The organism is Arthrobacter globiformis, from assembly GCF_030817195.1.
In the GTDB taxonomy this organism is placed as follows: Bacteria; Actinomycetota; Actinomycetes; order Actinomycetales; family Micrococcaceae; genus Arthrobacter; species Arthrobacter globiformis_D.
Genome location: NZ_JAUSYZ010000001.1, coordinates 409,221 through 432,722, shown reverse-complemented (window position 1 = coordinate 432,722; position 23,502 = coordinate 409,221). Strand labels below are relative to the sequence as shown.

Sequence of the window (23,502 nt, the reverse complement as noted above, 5' to 3'; positions counted from 1 at the left end):
AAGGAAACACAGTGCACACCGTTGTAATTGGCGGCGGCGTTATCGGCCTCACGCAGGCCTACCACCTGGCCCGTGAGGGCGAGAACGTCACCGTCATCGATGCCCGGGCCACCGGCCTGGGCGCCTCCGAGGTCAATGCCGGCTGGATCGTGCCGGCAGAGGCGGCACCCGTGCCGGGACCCGGCGTCGTTCTTCAGTCCCTGAAGTGGATGCTGCGCCCGGACAGCCCCCTGTACATCAGGCCCTCCGTGCAGCCGGGCTTCCTGAAGTTCATGTTCAACATGTGGCGCCGGTCCAACTTCCAGGACCAGCGGGCCGGCTTCGAAGGGCACCTGCGCCTGGCGCAGCACACCATCGAGACCTTCGACGAATATCGTGCCGACGGCATGGACTTCGAAATGCACAGTGAGGGCCTGCTGATGGCCTTCACGCAGAAGGAAAACCTCGAGCACCACCTGGACAACCTGGACCTGCCCAAGTCCTTCGACCTGGACCCGCAGGTCCTGGTGGGCGACGACGTCCGGAACCACGAACCGCTCCTCACCGACGCCGTCTACGGCGGCATCTACTTCCCGCAGGAACGGCACGTCGATCCGGGCGCCATGGTCACGGCCCTGCACAAGCGGCTGGTGGAGATGGGCGTGCAGATCATCGAAAACTCCCCCATCGACCGGGTCACGTTCAACGGCAGCACCGTCACCGCTGTTCACAGCGGTGAGCAAAAGTTCGACGGCGACCGGTTCGTTCTCGCTGCAGGCGCCTGGACCGGCCCGCTCTCCAAACTGTTCAAGGCACCCATTCCGGTCCGGCCGGGCAAGGGCTACAGCCTCGAAGTCCCCGCCTACGGCCTGAAGGGCGCGGTGAACCTCTCCGACGCGAAGGTGGCCGTGACCCCGTTCAACGCCCGTCTGCGCCTGGCCGGAACCATGGAATTCGGCGGCCTGGACGAGAAGATCAACCAGGTCCGGATCGATGCGATCCTGCGGGCGCCGCGCACGTACTTCAGGGGCTGGGAACCGCCCACCGAACCAGTGACCCCGCGGGCCGGCATCCGCCCCATGACCCCGGACGGCATGCCGGTCATCGGCGCCCTGGGCGGCCTGAGCAACACGTTTGTTTCCACCGGGCACGGCATGCTCGGTGTCACCCTGGCACCCGGCAGCGCCGCAGCCCTGACCAACCTCATCCTGCAGGGCAGGAAGAGCCCGGCCCTGCTTCCCTTCACCTCAGCCCGTTTCCTGCCCCGCAACCACGCGGGCTGAAGCCTCCCCGACTTCATCTACGAAAGGACCCACAGAAACATGTCACGCACCAAGAAGGACCTCCGCGGCATCCTCGCAGCAGTCACCACCCCGTTCACCGAGGACGGCAGCGCGATCGACGAAGCCGCGCTGCAGCACCAGGTGGAGCGCCTGGTTTCGGCCGGGATCCACGGCATCGTGCCCACCGGCACCACGGGCGAATTCACGACGCTTTCCGCTGACGAATACCGCCGCGTGATCGAGCTCTACGTCAAGGGCGCCGACGGCCGCATCCCCGTCGTCGCAGGCATCGGCGCACTCTCCACCCAGGGCGCCATCGACCTCGCCCAGCACGCCGAGACCGTCGGCGCGGACGCCATCATGCTGGTCCCGCCGTTCTATGACCCCCTCGACTTCACCACCCTCAAGGCGTTCCTGTCCGCCGTCGCCGGCTCCATCACCCTGCCGATCGTCTACTACAACGTCCCCGGCGCCACCGGCATCCGGCTCACCGCCGCCGAACTCGCTGAACTGGGCCACATCGACGGCGTTGACTACATCAAGAACACCTCCGACGACGCCGTGGGTCTGGCAGAACTGCTCGCCAACCACACCGACAGCATCAAGGCCTTCAACGGCTGGGACACCCTGACGTTCTTCGGCATCGCCAGCGGCGCCGAAGCCTCCGTCTGGGGAACCGCCGGCGTGGTTCCCGAACTCGCCGTCGAATTCTGGGAAGCCCTCGCCGAGCAGAAGGATCTGGACCGCGCCCGCGAACTGTGGAAGCACCTCTGGGCCATCAGCGACTTCCTCGAGTCGGTCAACTACGTGGCAGGCATCAAGGCCGGCCTGGAACTCATCGGTCACCCGGTCGGACCTGCCCGCCTGCCGATCCTGCCCCTCCCCGCCGAGGAGCGCGAGCGTTTCGCCGCCATCCTGCAGAACGCGGGCGTCATCCCGGCAGTGGCAGCATGAGCCAGCGCTCCACCAGCAGACTCGCCCTCGACGCCATCGAGGTGCACGCAGAGGGCGAGCCCGGACGGATCCTGACCTCCGCCGCCGGGCTTGTCCGTGGCGACACGATGGTGGAGCGCCTGCAGTACTGCAAGGAAAACCTGGACTGGCTGCGCCGGCTCATGCTCCATGAGCCGCGCGGCTACCCGGGACTCTGCTCGGTGATCATCCTGCCCGCGGTGAACGAAGGCTCCGACTTCGGCATCGTCGTCCTGGAGCAGGGCGGGTTCACCCCGATGTCAGGTTCCAACACCATCTGCGCCGTCACCGCGGTGCTGGAGGCCGGCATCGTCCCCGCCCGCAGCCCGGAAACGGTCGTCACCATCGACACCGCGGTGGGCACTGTCCAGGCGGTGGCGAAGGTGCACGAGGGCAAGGTCCTCTCGGTAACGGTCGTGAACGTCCCGGCGTTCGTCGTCGAACTAGACTTTCCGCTCGAGGTGCCCGAACTGGGCACGGTTCCTGTCGACGTCGTGTTCGGCGGCCAGTTCTTCGCCCAGGCCAAGGCATCCGACGTCGGGCTGGAACTGCACCCGGACAACGGCAAGGACCTGGCGCGCGCCGGAGCGCTCATCAAGATGGCCGCGCTGGAGCAGATCAGCGTCAGCCACCCGGACAACCCGCTCATCAGCGGCGTCAACCTGATCATGTTGCACACCGGGGACCGGGTGGCGGGCCGGCAGGACCGCAACACCGTTGTGCTGTCCAACGGCAAGCTCGTCCCGTCCGATCCGTCCACCTGGACCGGCGCGCTGGACCGCTCCCCCTGCGGCACCGGCACCAGCGCCCGCATGGCCGCGCTGCACGCCCGCGGCCAGCTTGCCGTCGGGGAAGACTTCTCCCACCACAGCATCATCGGCAGCGAATTCATCGGCCGCCTCACTGGCACGACGACGGTCGGCGGCCGGGCGGCGGTCCTCCCCACCGTCACGGGGCGGGGCTGGGTGACAGGACACAGCCAGTGGATCCTGGACCCCACAGACCCCTTCCCCACCGGCTACACCGTGGGCGACATCTGGGCGCCCGGCGCCTAACCAAACACTTTTCGAACGACTGAAAGCAGGAGTTGTGAGCCAGTTCATTAACGGCAAGGTCCTCGAGGGCACCACCGGGGAAACCGCGGACGTCATCGACCCGTCCAACGGAACCACCGTCGCCACCATCAGCGTTGCCGGCAGCGACGAGGTCAAGCTCGCGGTCCAAGCCGCGCGGGACGCGTTCCCGGCCTGGTCCCGGGCAACCCCGGCCGAACGCTCGGCCGTCCTCACCCGGTTCGCCGCGCTCATGGAAGAGCGCGCCGAGGAATTCGCCCAACTGGAATCCCGTCAGGCCGGCAAACCGATCCGTCTTACCCGCGAGTTCGACGTCCCGGGCACCATCGACAACATCGCCTTCTTCGCCGGAGCTGCCCGCAACCTCGAGGGCAAGGCCACGGGCGAATACTCCGCGGACCACACGTCCTCCATCCGCCGCGAAGCGATCGGCGTCATCGGCTCCATCTCGCCATGGAACTACCCTCTGCAGATGGCCGCCTGGAAGATCCTGCCCGCCATCGCCGCCGGCAACACCATCGTCCTCAAGCCCGCCGAGATCACCCCGCTCACTACGCTGCTGTTCGCCCAGGTCGCCACCGAGGCAGGCGTCCCGGACGGCGTCATCAACGTCATCACCGGCCGTGGCTCCACCGTCGGCGCGGAACTGCTGCGCCACCCGGACGTGGACATGCTCTCCTTCACCGGCTCCACCGGCGTGGGCCGCACCGTCCTGGACGCCGCCGCCACCACCGCCAAGCGGGTCCACCTGGAACTCGGCGGCAAGGCACCCTTCGTGGTGTTCGACGACGCCGACCTTGAGGCTGCGATCCATGGCGCCGTCGCCGGAAGCTTGATCAACACCGGGCAGGACTGCACAGCAGCCACCCGGGCCATCGTGCACCGTTCCCTGTACGAGGACTTCATCGCCGGCGTCGCGGACCTCTACGCCAAGGTCAAGCTCGGCCCCACCTCCGACCCCGCCACCGATCTCGGCCCGCTTGTCTCCCAGGGCCACCGCGACAAGGTCGCCGAGATGGTGGACCGCGCCCGCGGCTACGCCCGCGTCATCGGAGGCGGAATCCCCGAAGGTGAGCTCGCCAACGGCTCCTACTACCGGCCCGCCCTCGTCGCCGACGCCACCCCGGACAGCGAAATCTTCCGCGACGAAGTCTTCGGCCCCGTCCTGGCCGTCACCCCGTTCGACACCGACGACGAAGCCATCGAACTCGCCAACGACACCCCCTACGGCCTTGCCGCCTCCGCCTGGACCAAGGACGTCTACCGCGCCCTGCGCGCCACCCGCGAAATCCGTTCAGGCTGCGTCTGGGTCAACGACCACATCCCGATCATCAGCGAAATGCCCCACGGCGGCATGAAGCAGTCCGGTTTCGGCAAGGACATGTCCACCTACTCCTTCGACGAATACACCGTGGTCAAACACATCATGTACGACCTCACCGGGGAAAAGGCCAAGGCCTGGCACCGCACCATCTTCTCCCTGGCGGACTAAAGCATTGACGACGACGGGACTCACCGGACGCTTCGACGGCAAGACGGCCCTGGTCACCGGGGCCGGCGGCGGCATCGGCTCCGCGATCAGCCGGCGCCTCTCCGCCGAAGGCGCCCACGTTTTCATCTGCGACGTCAACGAGGCAGCGGCCAAGGAAGTCGCCGACGGCCTCGTTGGCGAGGGCCTCTCGCCGAGCCGCTGGTCTTCGATCTCCTCGACCCCGAGGCCTCCGCGGCGGCCGGGCAGATCGTCGAAAGCCGCGGCCGGCTCGACGTCCTGGCCAACAATGCCGGCGTCAACCGGCGCGGGGACCTGCTCTCCCTCACGGAGCACGACTGGGATCTCTCCTTCGCGGTCAACGTCGACTCGCTGTTCCACCTGTGCCGGGCCGTCCTTCCGCACATGATAGAGGCTGGCAGCGGGGCCATCGTGAACACGGCTTCCCAGTGGGGCCTGTATCCGGCGCCGGCGCACATTGCCTACAACGTGTCCAAGGCCGCCGTCGTCGCATTCACCAAGAACCTGGCCCGCGACTACGCCCCGAACAACATCCGGGTCAACGCCGTCGCACCGGGTGAGGTCCACTCGCCCATGCTCGAATCCGGGCTGGCCCGCAACGGCCGTACCGTGGCCGACCTCGAGGCACTCGTGCCGTTCGGGCGCATCGGCAAGCCCGAGGAAGTGGCCGCACTTGTGGCGTTCCTCGCCTCGGACGAGGCGCCGTACATCTGCGGCTCCGTCGTCGAAATCACCGGCGCGCAGGCCGTCGCATGAGCGGCACAGGGATGGCGGGCAGGACGGCCCTGGTCACCGGCGCCTCGCGCGGCATTGGCCCCGCGACGGCGGTGGCCCTCCACCGCGAGGGCGCGCATGTGGTCCTGCATTATGGCAACGACAAGGACTCCGCCCGGGCCACGGCGGACCGCCTCGGCGGGCGGGTGCAGCTGGTGCAGGGCGACCTGCGGGGTCCGGCCGAGCGTCGCAGGGTATGGGCCGAGGCGGCCGACTGGCGCGGCGGCGTCGACGTCCTGATCAACAATGCCGGGGCGTGGCTGGCGTCCGACATCGATGACGCCGGCGCATGGCGGCAGGGCTGGGCGGCCAACTACGAGCTGAACCTGCTGGCCCCTGCCGACCTCTGACGCGAGGCCATCCTCGGCTTCCGTTCGCGGGGCGGTGGCATCATCGTCAACGTCACCAGCCGCTCGGCGCACCGGGGGGACGACGCCGAGCACCTCGCCTACGGCGCGGCGAAGGGCGGGCTGCTCGCCCTCACGAAGGGCATCGTCCGCGGCTACGCGAAGGAGAACATCCTCGCCTACGCGGTGGCGCCTGGCTGGGTGGCGACGGATATCTCCGCGCACATCCCGCCTGACGATCCGATGCTCGAGGGGCTTCCGCTGGGTGAAGTCACGCCGGCGGAGGACGTCGCCGAGGTGATCACCTTCCTGGCGTCGGGCCGTTCCCGGCACACCACCGGGGCGACGATCGACATCACCGGCGGGGATTACGTGCGGTGAGGTTGAGGACCGGCTGGGGTTTCACTACCGGATTTCAGCCGGCGCGTAGGGGACGTTTCATACGCTGACGCTGATGCGCGCCAGGGCGTCCCTTCGACTGATCTCGCATGCCAGCGGGGTGAGGCAGGTTTCGTAGTCCGCGATCTGCGCGATACGGCGTTTGTGCCGGGAGTCATGAGTGAAGGGCTCTTGGAGGAAAAGGACCGCGAATTTGAGGCATTCTTCCGGCGTGTGTTCGCGGGCGCCGATGGCGATGACGTTCGCGTCGTTGTGCTGCCGGGCCAACCGCGCAGTTGACTCGTTCCAGACCAAGGCGGCGCGGATGCCCCTGACCTTGTTCGCCGCGATCTGTTCGCCGTTGCCGGAGCCGCCGATGACGATGCCGAGGCTTGGCCGGTTGTCGTTGATGTCGCGGGCGACGCCCTCAGCGGCACCGATGCAAAAGGCCGGATAGTCGTCCTCTGCGTCGTATGCCGTCGGCCCGTGGTCCACCACGTCATACCCCAGGCTGGTCAGTTCCTGTTGCAGCGAACGGCTCAATTCAAGACCCGCGTGGTCGGTGCCTATGTGGACCCGGTACGCAGCCCTGGCTCCGCGCCCAGCGGCTGATGATGGTTCAGTGCTCATGTGATCACTTTCAACGTGTAGTGGTGGTAATTGGCTAGAGGGTCTTGCCGGCGGAGCCGAGCTGCTGGGTTGCTTCCACCACGCGGGCTGCGAGGCCGGCTTCGGCGGAGGCGCCCCAGACGCGGGGGTCGTAGGTCTTCTTGTTGCCCACTTCGCCGTCGACCTTCAGCACGCCGTCATAGTTCTTGAACATGTGGTCCGCCACCGGACGCGTGTACGCGTACTGGGTGTCCGTGTCGATGTTCATCTTGATCGTGCCGTAGGACACGGCGTCCGCGATCTCCTGGTCCGAGGAACCCGAGCCGCCGTGGAACACGAGGTCGAACGGGCTGTCCTTGCCGATCTTCGCACCGACCTGGGCCTGGATGTCCTTCAGGATCTCCGGGCGCAGCTTCACCCCGCCCGGCTTGTACACGCCATGCACATTGCCGAAGGTCAGCGCCGTGATGTAGCGGCCGTTCTCACCCGACCCCAGCGCCTCCACCGTGGCCAGCGCATCTTCGACCGTGGTGTACAGCTTCTCGTTGATCTCGTTCTCAACGCCGTCCTCCTCGCCGCCGACCGTGCCGATCTCGACCTCAAGGATCATCTTCGCGGCAGCGGTACGGTCCAGCAGCTCACGGGCGATCCGCAGGTTTTCCTGCAGCGTCTCAGCCGAACCGTCCCACATGTGCGAGTTGAAGATCGGGTTGCGGCCGGCCTTGACCTCGGCCTCGGACGCGGCCAGCAGCGGCAGCACGAAACCGTCCAGCTTGTCCTTGGGGCAGTGGTCCGTGTGCAGGGCGATGTTCACGTTGTAGTTCTTGGCCACCTCACGGGCAAACGCGGCGAAGCCCAGCGACCCGGCAACCATGTCCTTGGTCGAGGCACCGGACCAGTACGCCGCACCGCCGGTGGAAACCTGCACGATGCCGTCAGACTCGGCCTCCGCGAAACCGCGCAACGCCGCGTTCAGCGTCTGCGAGGACGTCACGTTCACGGCCGGGAACGCGAAGCCGCCCTTCTTGGCACGGTCGATCATGTCGGCATAGATCTCTGGGGTTGCAATGGGCATGCGGACTCCTTGCTCCGGATGTCTGGGTGAAGCGCCGAATTACTCGGCAACCTCGCCGGTGGACTCATAAGTGGCAATCTTGCCGATGCGGCGTTCGTGGCGTTCGGCATTGGTGAATGGTTCGGCCAGGAATGCCTTGATCAGTTCGGTGGCCTCTTCAACGGTGTGCTGGCGCCCGCCAACTGCGACGACGTTGGCATTGTTGTGCTGACGCGCGAGTTTGGCCGTGTCCAAGTTCCAAGCCAGCGCAGCACGCACGCCCTTGACCTTGTTCGCGGAGATCTGCTCACCGTTGCCTGAGCCGCCCAGCACGATCCCGAGGGCGTCCACGCCCGCGGCCTGGTCGGCCACGACGGCGGTGGCGGCGTTGATGCAGAAGGCCGGGTAGTCGTCCTCGGCGTCGTAGGTGGCCGGCCCGTGGTCAACCATCTCGTAGCCGCTGGCTGACAGTGCCGTGATGAGGTGGGAGCTCAGCTCCATGCCGGCGTGGTCGGTTGCGATGTGAACGCGCATGAGTGGCCCTTCAGGCTTGTTGGAGTACGACATTGTTGGGGCGCGATGCTGTTGGGCCGAAGGCGAGTTGGCCCTTTGCTCGCAGCGACTCAATAGCGTCCTCAGGTGACGGCTTGCCGTACACGGCCGATCCGGCGACGAAGACGTTGGCGCCAGCCTCGGCGGCGCGGATGATGGTTTCTTCCGTGATGCCGCCGTCGACCTGGATGGCGACGTCGACCCCGGAACCGTCAACCGCGGCGCGGGCGCGGCGGATCTTGGGCAGCATGACGTCCAGGAATGCCTGGCCGCCAAAGCCCGGTTCCACCGTCATGATCAGCAACATGTCCAGTTCGGGGAGCATGTCCAGGTAGGGCTCCACCGGCGTGGCCGGGCGCAGTGCCATGCCTGCCTTGGACCCGCGTGCGCGAAGTTCGCGGGCGAGCTTGATGGGGGCGTCTGACGCCTCGACGTGGAAGGTCACCGAGCTCAGGCCGGCGTCGGCGAACTGGGGCGCCCAGCGGTCGGCATTGGAAATCATCAGGTGCGCGTCCAGCGGCACGGGGCTGACCTTCTGGATCCGCTCGACGACGGGCAGGCCAATGGTCAGGTTCGGCACGAAGTGGTTGTCCATGACATCCACGTGCACGGCGTCGGCGTTGCCGATGCGGGCCAACTCGGCTTCCAGGTTGACGAAGTCGGCCGAGAGGATGCTGGGGTTGATACAGCAATTTAGGGGTGAAATGGACATGATGTCTAGGAGGCCTTCCGTGCGGTAGAGAGGGCGCCGTTGACGTCGGCCAGCAGTTCCTTCCAGCTGGCAACAAACTTGTCCAGGCCTTCGGATTCCAGGAGGGCGACGACGTTGTTGTAGGAGATGCCGAGGTTCTCGAGGGCGTTGAGGACGGTGTTCGCTTCCCGGTAAGTGCCGGTGATGGTGTCGCCCGTGACCACGCCGTGGTCGAACGTGGCGTCCAGGGTCTTCTCCGGCATGGTGTTCACGATGCCGGCGGCAACCAGTTCGGTGACGTAAAGGGTGTCCGGGTAGGCCGGGTCCTTCACGCCGGTGGAAGCCCACAGCGGGCGCTGCGGGCGCGCGCCGGCCTCGGCGAGCACCGCCCAGCGTTCGGTGGAGAAGAGCTCCTCGTACACCTGGTAGGCCAGGCGGGCGTTGGCAACGCCGGCCTTGCCCTTGAGGGCCTTGGCCGCGTCGGTGCCGATGGCGTCCAGGCGCTTGTCGATTTCGGTGTCCACGCGCGAAACGAAGAATGACGCGACGGAGTGGATGTTGGAGAGGTCGTGGCCGTTGTCCATGGCCTGCTTCAGGCCGGCCTGGAAGGCGTTGATGACTGCGCGGTACCGCTCGAGTGAGAAGATCAGGGTCACGTTGACGCTGATGCCCTCGGCCAGCACGGCAGTAATGGCTTCCAGGCCTTCAATCGTGGCCGGGATCTTGATCAGGACGTTGTCCTTGTCGACCTTTTTGTAGAGGTTCTTGGCTTCGGCGATCGTGCCGGCGGTGTCCCAGGCGAGGCGGGGGTCGACTTCAATGGAGACACGGCCGTCGACACCGTTGGTGGCGGCGGCGATCGGGGCGAAGAGGTCGCAGGCGTCGGCGACGTCCGCCGTCGTGATCTCGAAAATCGTCTCCTCGACGCCGGCGCCCTGCGCGGCGAGTTCGGCGATCTTTGCATCGTAGTCCGTGCCGGAGGTGATCGCGGCCTGGAAGATGGACGGGTTGGTGGTTACGCCGACGACGTTCTTTTGGTCGATGAGCTTCTGCAGGCTGCCGCTGTCGAGCCGCTCACGGGAGAGGTCGTCCAGCCAGATGGACAAACCGGCGTCGGAAAGCTGTGCGGTGGGTGTTGCGTTGGTCATGGCTTCTGCTTCTTCCTTCGAAAATGATGACAGTTGGCAGTGCCGCGGGACGCCCGTGGGGGCCGTCCCGCGGCACCGGCCGCAGCGCGGGTGGGAATTAGTTGCCCGCGGCGGCGAGGGAGTCCTTGGCGGCGGCAGCGACTGCTTCCGCGGTGATGCCGAATTCCTGGAACAGGCGCTTGTAGTCGGCGGATGCGCCGTAGTGCTCGAGGCTGACGGAGCGGCCGGCGTCGCCGACAAATTCCTTCCAGCCCAGGGCAAGACCTGCTTCAACGGAAACGCGGGCCTTGACCGCAGCGGGCAGGACAGCCTCGCGGTAGGCGGCGTCCTGCTTGTTGAACCACTCGACACATGGCATGGACACCACGCGGGCGGCGATGCCTTCGGCCTGGAGGGCTTCGCGGGCCTGGACGGCCAGCTGGACTTCCGAGCCGGTGGCGATCAGGATGACCTGCGCGTCCACGGTCTTGCCGTCCTTGGATGCCTCGGCCAGCACGTAGCCGCCCTTGGCCACACCAGCCGCGGAAGCGAAGGTGTCGCCCTCAGCTGCGCCTTCGCCACGCTCGTAGGTGGGGATGTTCTGGCGGGTCAGGACGATGCCGGCCGGGTTCTCGTGGTTCTCCAGGATGGTCTTCCACGCGATGCCAACCTCGTTGGCGTCGGCCGGGCGGACGACGTCCAGGCCGACGATCGCACGGAGGGTGGCGAGCTGTTCCACCGGCTGGTGGGTGGGGCCGTCCTCGCCGAGGCCGATCGAGTCGTGCGACCACACATAGATGGACGGGACGCCCATCAGGGCGCCGAGGCGGATGGCCGGCTTCTGGTAGTCGCTGAAGATCAGGAACGTACCGGAGAACGCGCGGGTCTTGCCGTGCAGGGAGATGCCGTTCACGATCGAGGCAGCGGCGTGCTCGCGGATGCCGAAGTGCAGGACGCGGCCGTAGGGGTTGCCCTTCCACGCTTCCGTGGAGCGGGAAGCCGGGATGAACGACGGTGAGCCTTCGATCGTGGTGTTGTTGGATTCTGCGAGGTCGGCCGAGCCGCCCCAGAGTTCCGGCATGACCGGGCCGATGGCGTTCAGGACCTTACCGGACGCGGCGCGGGTGGAGACGTCCTTGCCTGCTTCGAAGACCGGCAGGGCGGCCTCGAGTTCGGCGGGGAGCCGGCGGGCCTCGACGCGCTCCAGCAGGGCAGCGGCTTCCGGATTGGCGGACTGCCAGGCGGCGAAGGACTCTTCCCATTCCTTGCGGGCGGCCGCGCCGCGGTCCACGACCTGGCGGGCGTGGGCCAGCACGTCCTCGTCAACCTCGAAGGACTTGGCGGGGTCGAAGCCCAGCACTTCCTTCAGGGCTGCGACTTCGTCGGCGCCGAGGGCTGAACCGTGGATCTTGCCGGTGTTCTGCTTCTTCGGGGCCGGGTAGCCGATGATGGTGCGCAGCGAAATGATGGACGGCTTGGAGGTCTCAGCCTTGGCAGCCAGGAGCGCGGAGTAGAGCTCCTGGACGTCTTCGACGTATTCGCCGGTCTCGGTCCAGTCCACGCGCTGGGTGTGCCAGCCGTAGGCTTCGTAGCGCTTGAGGACGTCCTCGGTGAAGGCGATGTCGGTGTCATCTTCGATGGAGATGTGGTTCTCGTCGTAGATGACCACGAGGTTGCCCAGCTCCTGGTGGCCGGCCAGGGACGAAGCCTCAGAGGTCACGCCTTCCTGGATGTCGCCGTCGGAAGCGATGACCCAGATGGTATGGTCGAACGGGCTCTCGCCGGCGGGAGCATCGGCGTCGAACAGGCCGCGCAGGCGGCGCTGGGAGTAGGCAAAGCCCACGGAGGAGGCCAGGCCCTGGCCCAGCGGGCCGGTGGTGATTTCCACGCCCGGGGTGTGCTTGTATTCCGGGTGGCCGGGGGTCAGCGCGCCCCACGTGCGCAGCGCCTGAAGGTCCTTCAGTTCCAGGCCGTAGCCGGAGAAGAACAGCTGGCTGTACAGCGTCAGGGAGGAGTGCCCCGGTGACAGGATGAACCGGTCACGGCCGATCCATTCCGGGTCGCGCGGGTCGTGCCGCATCAGCTTCTGGAACAGCAGGTAAGCGGCCGGAGCCAGGCTCATCGCGGTGCCGGGGTGGCCGTTGCCGACCTTCTCCACGGCGTCGGCGGCCAAAACCCGGAGTGTGTCCACTGCCCGCTGGTCCTCGGGCGTCCAGTCGAGTGCTGTGGTGCTGTCTGCGATAAGCGTCGCGGTTGCTGTCGGATTCACAATTAATCCCCTTTGATTCGGTTCGTCGGCCTGCAGCGGCCGAACGGATGCATTTCCGGTTGACACCCATACTCCCGAAACAAATGGGTAGGGGTAACACTGTTTTCTGACGGTTTTTCCTACACTTTCGGACTGGGCGGCCGTAAACTGTTCGAATGAGCGCAGCCACTGACCAGCCCACCAAGGCGTCCACCATGCCCGTTTCAGACCTGCCGTGGCCGCTGCTGCATTCCGTGGCAGCAGTCGCCGATGCCCCCCTGACCCAGATAGCGGAGCGGCTACGTGATGCGCTGCTTCCCTACCTTGGCAGCAGCGCACTGGTGATCTTCACCGAAGACTGCACGGGGCGGCCGCAGAAGAAGGCGGGCGCGGAAGAAATCATCTCCCGGGTTTCCATCGCCGAGCTTGACACGCTTCGGGCCACCCTTTCGGATGAGACCCCCTGGTTCGGGGAGGCCGAGCTTGCCGGCCGGCCCCGGGCCGCCCTGGCCCTGAAACACGCCTCCAGCCAGGCCCTCCTCGTCATCACCGATCCCCAGCCCGCCGATTCACGCCATAACGCCGAGCTGGACCTGGTGAGGTATCTCTGGAACCTTGCTGCCAAGCGGATCCAGGAGAAAGTGGCCGATGCGCCGCCGTCGTACCTGCTGGAATCCCGGGCGGCCTCGGCTGAACGCATCCGTGTGACGGCGGAACTGACCGACCTGCACTCCACCACCCTAGAGACCCTCCTGGCAGCCCTGCGCTCGCCCCAGTTGGACAATGCAGTAGCCCGCACAACCGTCACTGACCTCACCGCCAAGGCCCTGGTAAAGCTCCGCACCCTCAGCGACCGCACGACGGACCTGGTGGAAGAGCCGGTCGCCAAAGCCTTCGAACGCCTGCGGGAGGACCTGCGACCGCTCACGGGCTACAGCGGCATTGAGGCCGAGTTCATCGAACCGCCGCTGAATGGACGGGCCCTTCCCGGCGAAGTTGCCCACGCGGCAAGGGCAGTCGTCCGCGGACTTGTGCTGGCCATGATGGAACAACCTGAGGTCAGCAGAATCCGGACGCAGTGGGACTGCGACGGCGAAAACCTGCTGATCAATGTGCGCGACGACGGCCGCGGTGCACTTGCCGCCGACGCGCCGAGTATCAGCCGCCTGGACCGCCGGGTCCAGGCGCTCACCGGCCAGTTGCGGATGGACGTCATGCCGGGCTGGGGTGCGGACGTCTTCGTCTCGCTCCCGTTGGACCTGCCGACACGTCCCGCCGGGGATGTCGCCGGATGGAACCTTGCCGCCCGGGAACTCGAAGTGCTCCAGCACCTCGCCGCCGGAAACCGCAACCGCACCATCGCCTCAGCGATGGGCATCAGCGAGAATACGGTCAAGTTCCATGTGCGGAACCTGTTCAAGAAGCTCGACGTCGGTTCCCGCACCGAGGCCATCGCCCTGGCGCACAACCACGGACTGCGGTGACGGTGCAGGAACCTGGCAGCAACCGGCTGAGGTGCCCGGCTCCGTCCAGGACGCCGGGCACCTCAGCGCGTGGCGCCGTCGTCGTTCATCCGGTCCTGCTGTGGATAACGGCAGACGGTACACGGCGGACGCTACCCGGCGGGATGGGTCGCGTGGCCGCCGAACTGGTGGCGAAGGGCGGACATCATCTTCATCGCCGGGGAGCTGTGCTCACGCGATGCGAAGCGGGCGAACAGTGAGCAGCTGGTAGCCCTTCGCGTAGGCCTGCATCAGGCCATATTCGATGCCGTTATGCACGATTTGGTGTACTGGCCGGCGCCGGCACTTTTGCGAGGAACTCGTCCACCGAGGCCACATCGGTGACGTCCTGATTGCGGTCGTAGCCGGTGCTTCCACCGACCGTTGCGCAGCCGTTCGCACATGCTGAACCCCATTTTTTCCGAGGGCGATCAGTCCGATGAGCATGGTGGAACTCTTCCTGTCAAACGACTCTTTTGGGTAGGTGTGGGGGTTAGGCGGTCATGCTGGTTAGGCGGTCATGGTGGCGAACATGAGGGCCATGGTGGTGGCGCCGAGGGCTTCGAGGGCGTGTTCGGTGCGCGTGGAGTGTTTGGTGGCGGCCTGGTGGTGGGCTGAGTTTGTCATGGCCCGGCGGCGCAGGAGGAGGGTGAGGAAGGTCGCTGCTGCGGCGGCAAAGAAGACTGTGAGCAGGATTGCCGGGGCGGCGTGGCCGTATGCTGCCGCGGCCGCTGTTGCCGTGTCCGGTGCCGTGTTGTGGGGTGCCGCTGTCATCGCGTGGTGCGAGTGCGGCATGGTCATCGACATTCCGTCGGGCATTCCGTCCGCTTGGCTTCCATTGGCCGGTGCGGGGCTGGTGGTGGGGTGGGTCATCATGGCGATCATGAGGGCTGCGGCGGCCATGGTGAGGGCGTGGTAGGCGCATTTGAGGCGGCCTTGGGTGCCGGCGCAGAGGAGTTTGAATTCGGGCCGGGCGACGGCCTGGATGATGAACCACAGGGCCGCGGCGGCGAGGAGGCCGATCTGGGCGAGCGTGGTGGAGGGTGCGAGGTTCCAGAGCATGGCGGCCATCAGGGCGTTCATGAGGGCGTGGAGGGTGTTGTTGACCCGGTCGGTGAGGTGGTGTGACCGTGCGGCCTGCCAGAGGTGGTAGCTTCCGCCGGCGAGCAGGACGGCGGTGAGGGTCCAGGTAAGTGCGGGGATGTTGAACACGCGGATCACGCTTTCACTACTGGGGCCGGGTCAGGAAAAGGGCATTGCCGGTTTGGGCCGGAGATGGGTTCGGTCCCTGACGCGGGTGTGCTGACAGCATCGGGGACCGAGGTTTTGGGGCTGGGATGTCTGGGGTTTGGATACAGGTGATCCCCGGTGCTGCCGTGGGGGCGGCGCCGGGGACCACCTGTTCAGGGCTGATTGGAGTCCAGCTCTTTGGTTCTTGTCCGGTTCTGCTTGTTAGAACCCAGCCTCTTTAGTGGCCTGGCTGTTTAGTGTCCGTTTCCGGTGCTGCAGTGGCCGCTGTTGGTGGTGCGGGTTTCGGTGGGGAGGTTCAGGGTGGGGTTTTGGTTGAAGAAGCCGTGGGGTTCGAGCATGAAGCCGATGTTCTGGCGGGGCATCACGGGCCAGTCTTCGAGGCGGACGACGTGGTGCATGCCGAAGGTGTACCAGACCACGAGGTCCTGATCGACGATGTTCCGGTCTTTCTGGGTCCAGATGTGCAGGCCGTCCTCGGCGCCGGTGGACTGGTTGGGGTACTCGCCGGCGGCGAAGCGTTCGGTCCGGTCGTAGGCGGTGACCCAGAGGTTGTTCCGGGCGAACTGGGCGCGTTTGGAGACGTAGGACTCGTCGCCGGCGGCGAGCTGGATGCCGTTGGTGGGGATCAGCCGGTAGGCGACGGGTTCGTCCACGATGTTCTTCTTCTCGTGGTTGGCGATCTTCCAGAACCGGTGCTTGGCGCCGTCGGTCTTGCGGATCGCGGCCTGTTCGGTTTCCAGGAGCCGGTCCACTGCCTTGAACGCGGTGTGGGTGGGGTTGTGTTCCGGGTATTCCATGTCGACCTCGTAGACGGCGTTGTTCGGGCCGTCGAGTTCGAAGTCCATCCGGACGTTGAACATGTGCTGGTGGATGGGGGCGTAGAGCCCGTCGTTGTTCAGGGACTGGCCGTACGGGCTCTTCTCCCCGGGCTGCTGGCCGGCGGTGGAGAGGATGCCGGTGGCCTTGACCAGGAACTCGATGCTGCCATCGAGGTAGAGGTGCCAGTAGAACGCGTACTCGTAGTTCGCGACCGTGGCGATGAAGGAGATCACGAGCTTGCGGCTGCGGCGGGTCTCGGCGGTGCCCTCACGGAAGTCGAAGTGCTTCCACAGGATCGAGTCGTCTTCCTCGTGCATGCAGATCGCGTTCTCGATCGTCCACGGGTTGCCGTGGCTGTCCACGCTGTGGCCGTCGAAGTACTGGATCTCGCCCAGGCAGTCACAGCCCAGGGTCAGGGAGTTGGCCATGTTGCCGATGTTGTACTCACCGGAATCGAACGCGTTCTTCTTCGCCTGCACCGGGGCGGTGTCACCGTACGGGACGACCATTTCAGAGAGCGAGGCACGGTTGATCACCGGGCGCTCCACGCCCTGGTCACGGAACTTCAGCTGGTGCAGGACCAGGCCCTCCCGCGGGGTGAACCCGACCCGGAAGGACCAGTCGGCCCACCGCACATGGTTGCCGGTGACCTGGAAGGACGCGCCTTCGGGCTGGGTGATCTCAATCGGCTTCAAATCCGTGCGGGCCGGGCCGACGTACTTGGGCAGGTAGTTGCCCCGCGCGGCCGGGACCGGGATCGCCTGGTCATCCTCGAGCCTGACGACCTCACCGGAGGACAGGTCATAGAACACGATGAAGTTCTCGATCGGGTGCGCGTACGGGCTGTCGTCGGGTTCGTCCCGGACGAAGACCAGGGCACGCATCAGGCGCCGGCCCTCGGCGTCCTCACCGAAATACCCCACCGACCACGGCTCGAAGCAAACCAGGTCCAGGTCCGTCAGGCCCCGCTTGGCCAGCGCCTCGATGACCTTCGGATCCTTCCGGCACGCCTCCTCACACTCGGCGAACTCATCAAGCATGAACGGCGGCTGGACATTGGCAGCCAGCTGCGTCCACCGATCAACGGTGCCCGAATCAAGATTCACGACCGCCTCGAACGAACGCGCCGCCGCCCGGTCCACCAGGACCGCGTCCGCCTCACGCGCCACCGGCACACCGTTGCGCAGGTCTTCCTTGGCCGGCTCACGCAACTCAACGCTGATAAAACGGAACGACTCCGCCGCCGCCGGCCCCTCCTTCAGGACCGCCACCGCACGGGAAATCTCCTCCCGCGACAACGGATCCAACGGATGCGCCACCCCAACAACAGTCGAGGTCTCAGTATCGATAGTCATGCTTTATCTCCTAAACAAATCGGAATGAGGGTGCCTACGGCCCGGAAGCCTGGTGGTGTTGCCGTTTGCGGGCGATAGGCAGAAAAGGGTTCCTTGGATTCTCAGAACTGTTCATCCTTGTCAGTTCTGTTCATCACCGGTGCAGATGACTGGGTGTGATACCGGTCACCAGCGCTCCTTCCACAAGCAAAACTACGTCAGGGAATTCGTTTATGAAAGTTACTTATAAAGATTTACTTGAGAAATTCGGGCCCGGAAATTCCCACCACAGTTAACATGTTGGAAACATTTGGAAACACATGGAGTCCCGTCGCTGCCGACCGGGAAGCCCTGACGTACGGCGCCTCCGCCCTAGGATCTCCTGGCGTTAAAAAGGCGCGGTCCCCGATGCTGCTTGAGGCAACATCGGGGACCGCGCCAGGTCTTCCTCCAGCCCTACTTATGCCCTCGTAACGACATCCTTGTACGGCAGCACCATGTCGACTAATGGTTCGGCGTAGCGCGCGGCCAACGGACCGACAACGGCCATGACAAGCACGTAGGCAGTAGCCATGGCTGCCAGTTCTTGGCTTACGGCGCCGGATCCCAGTGCTAATCCGGCGATAACTATCGAGAACTCGCCGCGTGCTATGAGCGCCGTTCCGGCACGGAGGCGGCCAGACCGATCTATACCTGCACGCTTCGCAGCCCAGATGCCGGTGGCAATTTTGCTGGCCGCGGTGATAAGGGCGAGCACGAGTGCCCAGCCAAGCACGGGCGGGATGGATGCCGGATCGGTGTTCAGTCCGAACGCCACGAAGAAGATCGCGGCAAAAAGGTCCCGCAGCGGCGCCAGGATGAGCTTGGCATTGTGCGAGGTGGCACCTGAGATTGCGATACCGAGCAAAAAAGCGCCCACTGCCGCCGACACCTGCATGGCTGATGCCAAGCCGGCTACGAGCAGGGCCGCGCCCAGGACTTTCAGGAGGAACACCTCTGAGTTCTCGCTGTGAACGGCCTTCGAGACATGGTGTCCGTGACGCAGCGCAACCACGAGGACAACGGTCACTACAGCCAGCGCGATGCCCACTGTTGTGAGCCCTGCGACGAAACTGACGCCGGAAATTACCGTAGTGAGGACGGGAAGATACACGGCCATGGTCAGATCCTCAAACACCAGGATGGAGATCACAACACGGGTTTCGCGGTTACCCACCCAGCCCAAATCACTGATCACCTTCGCGGCGATGCCCGACGAGGAAATATAGGTGACGCCGCCCATCACCATGGCACCAACGGGTCCCCACCCAAGGCAAAGGGCAAGCCCTGCCCCCGGCAGGAAGTTCAGGACCAGGTCGAGTATTCCGCCCTGCCAGGATCTCCGCAACCCGATGAAAAGTTCGGACGCCGTATATTCCAAGCCAAGCATAAGCAACAGCAGGATAACGCCGATCTCCCCGGCAAGGTGCGCGAACTCCTTCATGCCTGCAAGCTCGACAATCCCCCCTGTACCAAAGGCCAGTCCCCCCAGAAGATAGAGCGGGATGGGTGACATTCCGATTTGCCCGGCAAGTTTGGCCAAGAGGCCGAGGCAGAACACAACGGCCCCCAGTTCAATGAGGCTCAGGGCTAGCGTGTCCATGGCCACTATCCCCGCTGCAGGATTATCGCGACAGGCGAAACTCCGCACCGCCTGCCTGCGACCTTGCTGCCAGCGGCAACTGAAAGAATGCTGTAAGCGATGGGCATGATGGCTTCCTCTCTGAAGCACTAACGACGTGGTTTAAGTGGGTTGGTCCCCGGCTCGACTGTCGAGTCGCGCCGGGGACCGCATTTTTAGGGCTGCTCCATTTCCCTCCGCTACATCACGGACGTAGGGTCCAGAACCTTCTCAGAATCTGCGGTATCGCGATCCGGAACGTGAACTGCGGCTGCTTTACGGCTCGCGCGGCGAGATTCATGCTGGGAGTACAACCAGATGGGCAGGTAAAGCGCCAGTACGAGGAAGCCGACCCACGTTGAGGTCCAGCCGATCTCCAGGCTGTTGAGGTAGACCACGCCGACCACGCACAGCGGCACGTTGAACAGGCCGAAGGTCAGAGCCACGTGCTTCCAGCCCTTGGGTGCTTTGAAAGGCCGTTCCAGGCTGGCGAAGGCCGGGTGTTTCTTTGCTTTGACATAGGCAAACAGGCTGATGCCGTTCGCCAGGGTGTAACCAATCGCCGAGGCTGCAAGAATCGCGGCTGCATTTCCCATGGAAATCAACACCAGGTTGAAGGCGCCGATGATCAGCATGGCAACGAAGGGAGTTCCTTGCCGGTTCGTCTTGCCGATGAATTTGGGAAGGTTGCCTTCCGCCGACATGGAGTGCATGGCTCGTGACGAACCAAGGTATGCCGTTTGAATGATCAGGACCATGGCCGCGACCAGCATGATGATCGTGATGATCGACCCGGCCTCGCCGAAGGTAGCCTGGGCGACAGGAATCAGGGGCGACACCGCTTCGGCCTGCACACCCTCAACCCCAAGCACACCGATCACCGCCGTTTGCAGCAGTACATACAGGACCAGGCAAATGAGGCCGCAGGCAAGCAGCGCCTTGGGGACGTCTTTCCCGGGATTCTTGTATTCAGGACCGTAGATGGCCGCCGTTTCCCAGGCACAGGCACTCCACTGGGCGATTCCAAAGATGCCAAACAGCATCAGGATGTGGTGCAGGTCCCAGGCCCAGTCGGTCGGCCACCAGCTGCCGGTGATGTTGGCCATCTCAACGTGTCCGGTAGCAAAAGGGGCTACGGCAAGGATGACCAGGGGTATCAGGGAGATGGCCGCCAGGATGTAACCCAACATGGCGCCATCCTTGAGGCCGAACCAGTTCACCACGAACAGCCCGCCGAAGATCACCACCCCTGCAATCAGTGCGAGCTGGTATTCGCTAAAGGTCTCCCCCAGTACTGGGAACAGCCCATGCAGGTAACCGCCGACCAGGATGGCGAAGATCGCCAGAATCGGGTTCCAGCCAAACCAGTAACTCCAGGCCGTGAAGCCGCCGATCAGTTTGCCCTTGTCATACTTGCCCTTGTAGTTCTCGCTGCGAAACACAAGCTGCGCAAAACCCGGCAGACCGGAGGCCTTGGGAAAGGTGGTGGCCATTTCCGCGTACGCGGCATTCTGCAGGAAACCCTGAAGGACCGATAATCCCCAGACGAGGATTGCTGCAGCAGACACGTACATCGGCAGGTAACCCAGTGAGGGCAGAATCAGCAGCGGCACGCCCAGCGCGATGGCCATACCCTGCTTCCAGTTGATCGATCTTTTCAGATGATCGACGCCATCCGAACGATTTTCACTCATAACATCTCCTTTGATGAACTGATCGTTTTGTGTCCTACGCTGCATCGATCCCGTTGGCCTGCGGCGGGTACTAGACGGACCCGCGGACGGCAATTATCCGAGCACGTAGGTGAGTGCGGGAGGTTAATCGGCCCAGTGGCGAGATCGCGGGAGCGCCGCGGGCGAAATAAGCGAGTGGGCTCCCGCGATCTCGACTTTGGATTAGTTACTTTCCGGTGCTGCAGTGGCCGCTGTTGGTGGTGCGGGTTTCGGTGGGGAGGTTCAGGGTGGGGTTTTGGTTGAAGAAGCCGTGGGGTTCGAGCATGAAGCCGATGTTCTGGCGGGGCATCACGGGCCAGTCTTCGAGGCGGACGACGTGGTGCATGCCGAAGGTGTACCAGACCACGAGGTCCTGATCGACGATGTTCCGGTCTTTCTGGGTCCAGATGTGCAGGCCGTCCTCGGCGCCGGTGGACTGGTTGGGGTACTCGCCGGCGGCGAAGCGTTCGGTCCGGTCGTAGGCGGTGACCCAGAGGTTGTTCCGGGCGAACTGGGCGCGTTTGGAGACGTAGGACTCGTCGCCGGCGGCGAGCTGGATGCCGTTGGTGGGGATCAGCCGGTAGGCGACGGGTTCGTCCACGATGTTCTTCTTCTCGTGGTTGGCGATCTTCCAGAACCGGTGCTTGGCGCTGTCGGTCTTGCGGATCGCGGCCTGTTCGGTTTCCAGGAGCCGGTCCACTGCCTTGAACGCGGTGTGGGTGGGGTTGTGTTCCGGGTATTCCATGTCGACCTCGTAGACGGCGTTGTTCGGGCCGTCGAGTTCGAAGTCCATCCGGACGTTGAACATGTGCTGGTGGATGGGGGCGTAGAGCCCGTCGTTGTTCAGGGACTGGCCGTACGGGCTCTTCTCCCCGGGCTGCTGCCCGGCGGTGGAGAGGATGCCGGTGGCCTTGACCAGGAACTCGATGCTGCCATCGAGGTAGAGGTGCCAGTAGAACGCGTACTCGTAGTTCGCGACCGTGGCGATGAAGGAGATCACGAGCTTGCGGCTGCGGCGGGTCTCGGCGGTGCCCTCACGGAAGTCGAAGTGCTTCCACAGGATCGAGTCGTCTTCCTCGTGCATGCAGATCGCGTTCTCGATCGTCCACGGGTTGCCGTGGCTGTCCACGCTGTGGCCGTCGAAGTACTGGATCTCGCCCAGGCAGTCACAGCCCAGGGTCAGGGAGTTGGCCATGTTGCCGATGTTGTACTCACCGGAATCGAACGCGTTCTTCTTCGCCTGCACCGGGGCGGTGTCACCGTACGGGACGACCATTTCAGAGAGCGAGGCACGGTTGATCACCGGGCGCTCCACGCCCTGGTCACGGAACTTCAGCTGGTGCAGGACCAGGCCCTCCCGCGGGGTGAACCCGACCCGGAAGGACCAGTCGGCCCACCGCACATGGTTGCCGGTGACCTGGAAGGACGCGCCTTCGGGCTGGGTGATCTCAATCGGCTTCAAATCCGTGCGGGCCGGGCCGACGTACTTGGGCAGGTAGTTGCCCCGCGCGGCCGGGACCGGGATCGCCTGGTCATCCTCGAGCCTGACGACCTCACCGGAGGACAGGTCATAGAACACGATGAAGTTCTCGATCGGGTGCGCGTACGGGCTGTCGTCGGGTTCGTCCCGGACGAAGACCAGGGCACGCATCAGGCGCCGGCCCTCGGCGTCCTCACCGAAATACCCCACCGACCACGGCTCGAAGCAGACCAGGTCCAGGTCCGTCAGGCCCCGCTTGGCCAGCGCCTCGATGACCTTCGGATCCTTCCGGCACGCCTCCTCACACTCGGCGAACTCATCAAGCATGAACGGCGGCTGGACATTGGCAGCCAGCTGCGTCCACCGATCAACGGTGCCCGAATCAAGATTCACGACCGCCTCGAACGAACGCGCCGCCGCCCGGTCCACCAGGACCGCGTCCGCCTCACGCGCCACCGGCACACCGTTGCGCAGGTCTTCCTTGGCCGGCTCACGCAACTCAACGCTGATAAAACGGAACGACTCCGCCGCCGCCGGCCCCTCCTTCAGGACCGCCACCGCACGGGAAATCTCCTCCCGCGACAACGGATCCAACGGATGCGCCACCCCAACAACGGCCGAGGTCTCAGTATCGATAGTCATGCTTTATCTCCTAAACAAATCGGAATGAGGGTGCCTACGGCCCGGAAGCCGAAGCGCTCCGGAAGCGGGCTTGAAGTAGCCGAGGGTAGTCACGGTGGTTGTTGACCCAAACACGCCCGGCCTGGATCTCGTGCCCGGCCCCGGTAGCTGATGTGGCCGTGGGGCTAATGGATACGAAAGGTCCCTGGATTCTCAGAACTGTTCGGCGTTGTCAGAACTGTTCATCACCGGTGCAAGTGAACGTCCTCTGTTCCGAAGAGTCAGCCGGGCTCTGCGCCGAACCCTGGCAATGTGATTCCGGTCACTTGCATTCCTTACAAGAAGCAAAGCTATGCCACGGAATTCCTTTAGGCGAGGGTTTCATAAACATTTACTTGAGAAATTCCGGAGCATAAATTCCCACTCCAGTTAACATGTTGGAAACATTCGGAAACACCGCCGTGCCTATCGCTGGGGGCCTCCGAAATGCTAATGTTCTGCACCTTGGCTCGATGACTTGCGCCCT

At 64.8% G+C, this 23,502-nt stretch carries 17 protein-coding genes and 3 pseudogenes; 8 read left to right on the top strand and 12 right to left on the bottom strand.

Translation table 11 applies throughout. The features are described 5' to 3' along the window. Window positions 1–11: 11 nt before the first annotated feature. From QF036_RS02030 to QF036_RS02000, 7 genes and pseudogenes are all read left to right on the top strand, one after another. Window positions 12–1,262 carry an NAD(P)/FAD-dependent oxidoreductase gene (locus tag QF036_RS02030; protein WP_307098755.1) on the top strand — a complete coding sequence of 417 codons (1,251 nt, stop codon included), beginning with the start codon at window positions 12–14 and terminating at the stop codon, window positions 1,260–1,262. A 39-nt stretch (window positions 1,263–1,301) separates the two neighbouring features. Next, window positions 1,302–2,216 carry a dihydrodipicolinate synthase family protein gene (locus QF036_RS02025; protein ID WP_307098753.1) on the top strand — a complete coding sequence of 305 codons (915 nt, stop codon included), beginning with the start codon at window positions 1,302–1,304 and terminating at the stop codon, window positions 2,214–2,216. Further along, window positions 2,213–3,289 (top strand): proline racemase family protein, encoded by a 1,077-nt coding sequence (locus tag QF036_RS02020; protein ID WP_307098751.1) that lies wholly within the window; start codon window positions 2,213–2,215, stop codon window positions 3,287–3,289. The genes QF036_RS02025 and QF036_RS02020 overlap by 4 nt, the downstream gene beginning before the upstream one ends. Before the next feature lie 34 nt (window positions 3,290–3,323). Beyond that, on the top strand, window positions 3,324–4,799 hold the full coding sequence (locus QF036_RS02015; protein ID WP_307098750.1) for a gamma-aminobutyraldehyde dehydrogenase: 1,476 nt from the start codon (window positions 3,324–3,326) through the stop codon (window positions 4,797–4,799). 4 nt (window positions 4,800–4,803) lie between these two features. Continuing rightward, window positions 4,804–4,959, top strand: a pseudogene (locus QF036_RS02010) (SDR family NAD(P)-dependent oxidoreductase); the annotation flags it as partial. After that, the gene (locus QF036_RS02005) at window positions 4,926–5,573 is read left to right on the top strand and encodes an SDR family NAD(P)-dependent oxidoreductase (protein WP_307105731.1); all 648 of its coding nucleotides are present in this window, start codon (window positions 4,926–4,928) and stop codon (window positions 5,571–5,573) included. The pseudogene QF036_RS02010 and the gene QF036_RS02005, both read left to right, overlap by 34 nt. Next, window positions 5,570–6,319 (top strand): annotated as a pseudogene (locus tag QF036_RS02000) (SDR family NAD(P)-dependent oxidoreductase). Before QF036_RS02005 ends, QF036_RS02000 begins: the two are co-directional and overlap by 4 nt. A gap of 57 nt (window positions 6,320–6,376) precedes the next feature. Here QF036_RS02000 and QF036_RS01995 read toward each other — a convergent pair. From QF036_RS01995 to tkt, 6 genes are all read right to left on the bottom strand, one after another. Beyond that, entirely contained in the window at window positions 6,377–6,946 is a 570-nt protein-coding gene (locus tag QF036_RS01995; protein ID WP_307098748.1) for a ribose-5-phosphate isomerase, read from the bottom strand. A gap of 34 nt (window positions 6,947–6,980) precedes the next feature. Then, complete coding sequence (fbaA, locus tag QF036_RS01990; protein WP_307098746.1) at window positions 6,981–8,000, bottom strand: class II fructose-bisphosphate aldolase; 1,020 nt, start codon at window positions 7,998–8,000, stop codon at window positions 6,981–6,983. Window positions 8,001–8,039: 39 nt separating this feature from the next. Then, the gene (locus tag QF036_RS01985) at window positions 8,040–8,513 is read right to left on the bottom strand and encodes a ribose-5-phosphate isomerase (RefSeq protein ID WP_003802792.1); all 474 of its coding nucleotides are present in this window, start codon (window positions 8,511–8,513) and stop codon (window positions 8,040–8,042) included. A 10-nt stretch (window positions 8,514–8,523) separates the two neighbouring features. Next, complete coding sequence (gene rpe, locus QF036_RS01980; protein WP_307098744.1) at window positions 8,524–9,243, bottom strand: ribulose-phosphate 3-epimerase; 720 nt, start codon at window positions 9,241–9,243, stop codon at window positions 8,524–8,526. Window positions 9,244–9,248: 5 nt separating this feature from the next. Beyond that, window positions 9,249–10,370 carry a transaldolase gene (gene tal / locus QF036_RS01975; RefSeq protein ID WP_307098740.1) on the bottom strand — a complete coding sequence of 374 codons (1,122 nt, stop codon included), beginning with the start codon at window positions 10,368–10,370 and terminating at the stop codon, window positions 9,249–9,251. Between the two features lie 97 nt (window positions 10,371–10,467). Beyond that, the gene (gene tkt, locus QF036_RS01970) at window positions 10,468–12,618 is read right to left on the bottom strand and encodes a transketolase (protein WP_373460052.1); all 2,151 of its coding nucleotides are present in this window, start codon (window positions 12,616–12,618) and stop codon (window positions 10,468–10,470) included. A gap of 155 nt (window positions 12,619–12,773) precedes the next feature. On the opposite strand from tkt, the gene QF036_RS01965 reads away from it, so the two are divergent. Next, window positions 12,774–14,081 (top strand): helix-turn-helix transcriptional regulator, encoded by a 1,308-nt coding sequence (locus QF036_RS01965; RefSeq protein WP_307098737.1) that lies wholly within the window; start codon window positions 12,774–12,776, stop codon window positions 14,079–14,081. Window positions 14,082–14,212: 131 nt separating this feature from the next. On the opposite strand, the pseudogene QF036_RS25195 reads toward QF036_RS01965, so the two are convergent. The 6 genes and pseudogenes from QF036_RS25195 to QF036_RS01940 all read right to left on the bottom strand — a co-directional run. Next, window positions 14,213–14,332: pseudogene (locus QF036_RS25195) on the bottom strand (6-phosphogluconate dehydrogenase); the annotation flags it as partial. A gap of 277 nt (window positions 14,333–14,609) precedes the next feature. Then, entirely contained in the window at window positions 14,610–15,311 is a 702-nt protein-coding gene (locus tag QF036_RS01960; protein ID WP_307098735.1) for a DUF5134 domain-containing protein, read from the bottom strand. Window positions 15,312–15,583: 272 nt separating this feature from the next. Further along, a complete protein-coding gene (locus QF036_RS01955; protein ID WP_307098734.1) occupies window positions 15,584–17,524 on the bottom strand; it encodes a primary-amine oxidase in 1,941 nt (646 codons plus the stop codon). A gap of 439 nt (window positions 17,525–17,963) precedes the next feature. Beyond that, window positions 17,964–19,145, bottom strand: coding sequence for a cation:proton antiporter (locus QF036_RS01950; protein WP_307098732.1), 1,182 nt, complete (start codon window positions 19,143–19,145; stop codon window positions 17,964–17,966). 218 nt (window positions 19,146–19,363) lie between these two features. Next, the gene (locus tag QF036_RS01945; RefSeq protein WP_307098730.1) at window positions 19,364–20,857 is read right to left on the bottom strand and encodes an APC family permease; all 1,494 of its coding nucleotides are present in this window, start codon (window positions 20,855–20,857) and stop codon (window positions 19,364–19,366) included. 205 nt (window positions 20,858–21,062) lie between these two features. Then, on the bottom strand, window positions 21,063–22,997 hold the full coding sequence (locus tag QF036_RS01940) for a primary-amine oxidase (protein WP_307098728.1): 1,935 nt from the start codon (window positions 22,995–22,997) through the stop codon (window positions 21,063–21,065). Window positions 22,998–23,502: the final 505 nt, after the last annotated feature.

Excerpts from the sequence above, each read along its gene's own strand:
- rpe (WP_307098744.1), bottom strand. The coding sequence starts at position 9,243 with ATGTCCATTTCACCCCTAAATTGCTGTATCAACCCCAGCATCCTCTCG.
- QF036_RS01985 (WP_003802792.1), bottom strand. The coding sequence starts at position 8,513 with ATGCGCGTTCACATCGCAACCGACCACGCCGGCATGGAGCTGAGCTCC.
- QF036_RS01965 (WP_307098737.1), top strand. The coding sequence starts at position 12,774 with ATGAGCGCAGCCACTGACCAGCCCACCAAGGCGTCCACCATGCCCGTT.
- tal (WP_307098740.1), bottom strand. The coding sequence starts at position 10,370 with ATGACCAACGCAACACCCACCGCACAGCTTTCCGACGCCGGTTTGTCC.
- QF036_RS01940 (WP_307098728.1), bottom strand. The coding sequence starts at position 22,997 with ATGACTATCGATACTGAGACCTCGGCCGTTGTTGGGGTGGCGCATCCG.
- QF036_RS01950 (WP_307098732.1), bottom strand. The coding sequence starts at position 19,145 with ATGGACACGCTAGCCCTGAGCCTCATTGAACTGGGGGCCGTTGTGTTC.
- QF036_RS02025 (WP_307098753.1), top strand. The coding sequence starts at position 1,302 with ATGTCACGCACCAAGAAGGACCTCCGCGGCATCCTCGCAGCAGTCACC.
- QF036_RS01955 (WP_307098734.1), bottom strand. The coding sequence starts at position 17,524 with ATGACTATCGATACTGAGACCTCGACTGTTGTTGGGGTGGCGCATCCG.
- QF036_RS02020 (WP_307098751.1), top strand. The coding sequence starts at position 2,213 with ATGAGCCAGCGCTCCACCAGCAGACTCGCCCTCGACGCCATCGAGGTG.
- QF036_RS01995 (WP_307098748.1), bottom strand. The coding sequence starts at position 6,946 with ATGAGCACTGAACCATCATCAGCCGCTGGGCGCGGAGCCAGGGCTGCG.
- fbaA (WP_307098746.1), bottom strand. The coding sequence starts at position 8,000 with ATGCCCATTGCAACCCCAGAGATCTATGCCGACATGATCGACCGTGCC.
- QF036_RS01945 (WP_307098730.1), bottom strand. The coding sequence starts at position 20,857 with ATGAGTGAAAATCGTTCGGATGGCGTCGATCATCTGAAAAGATCGATC.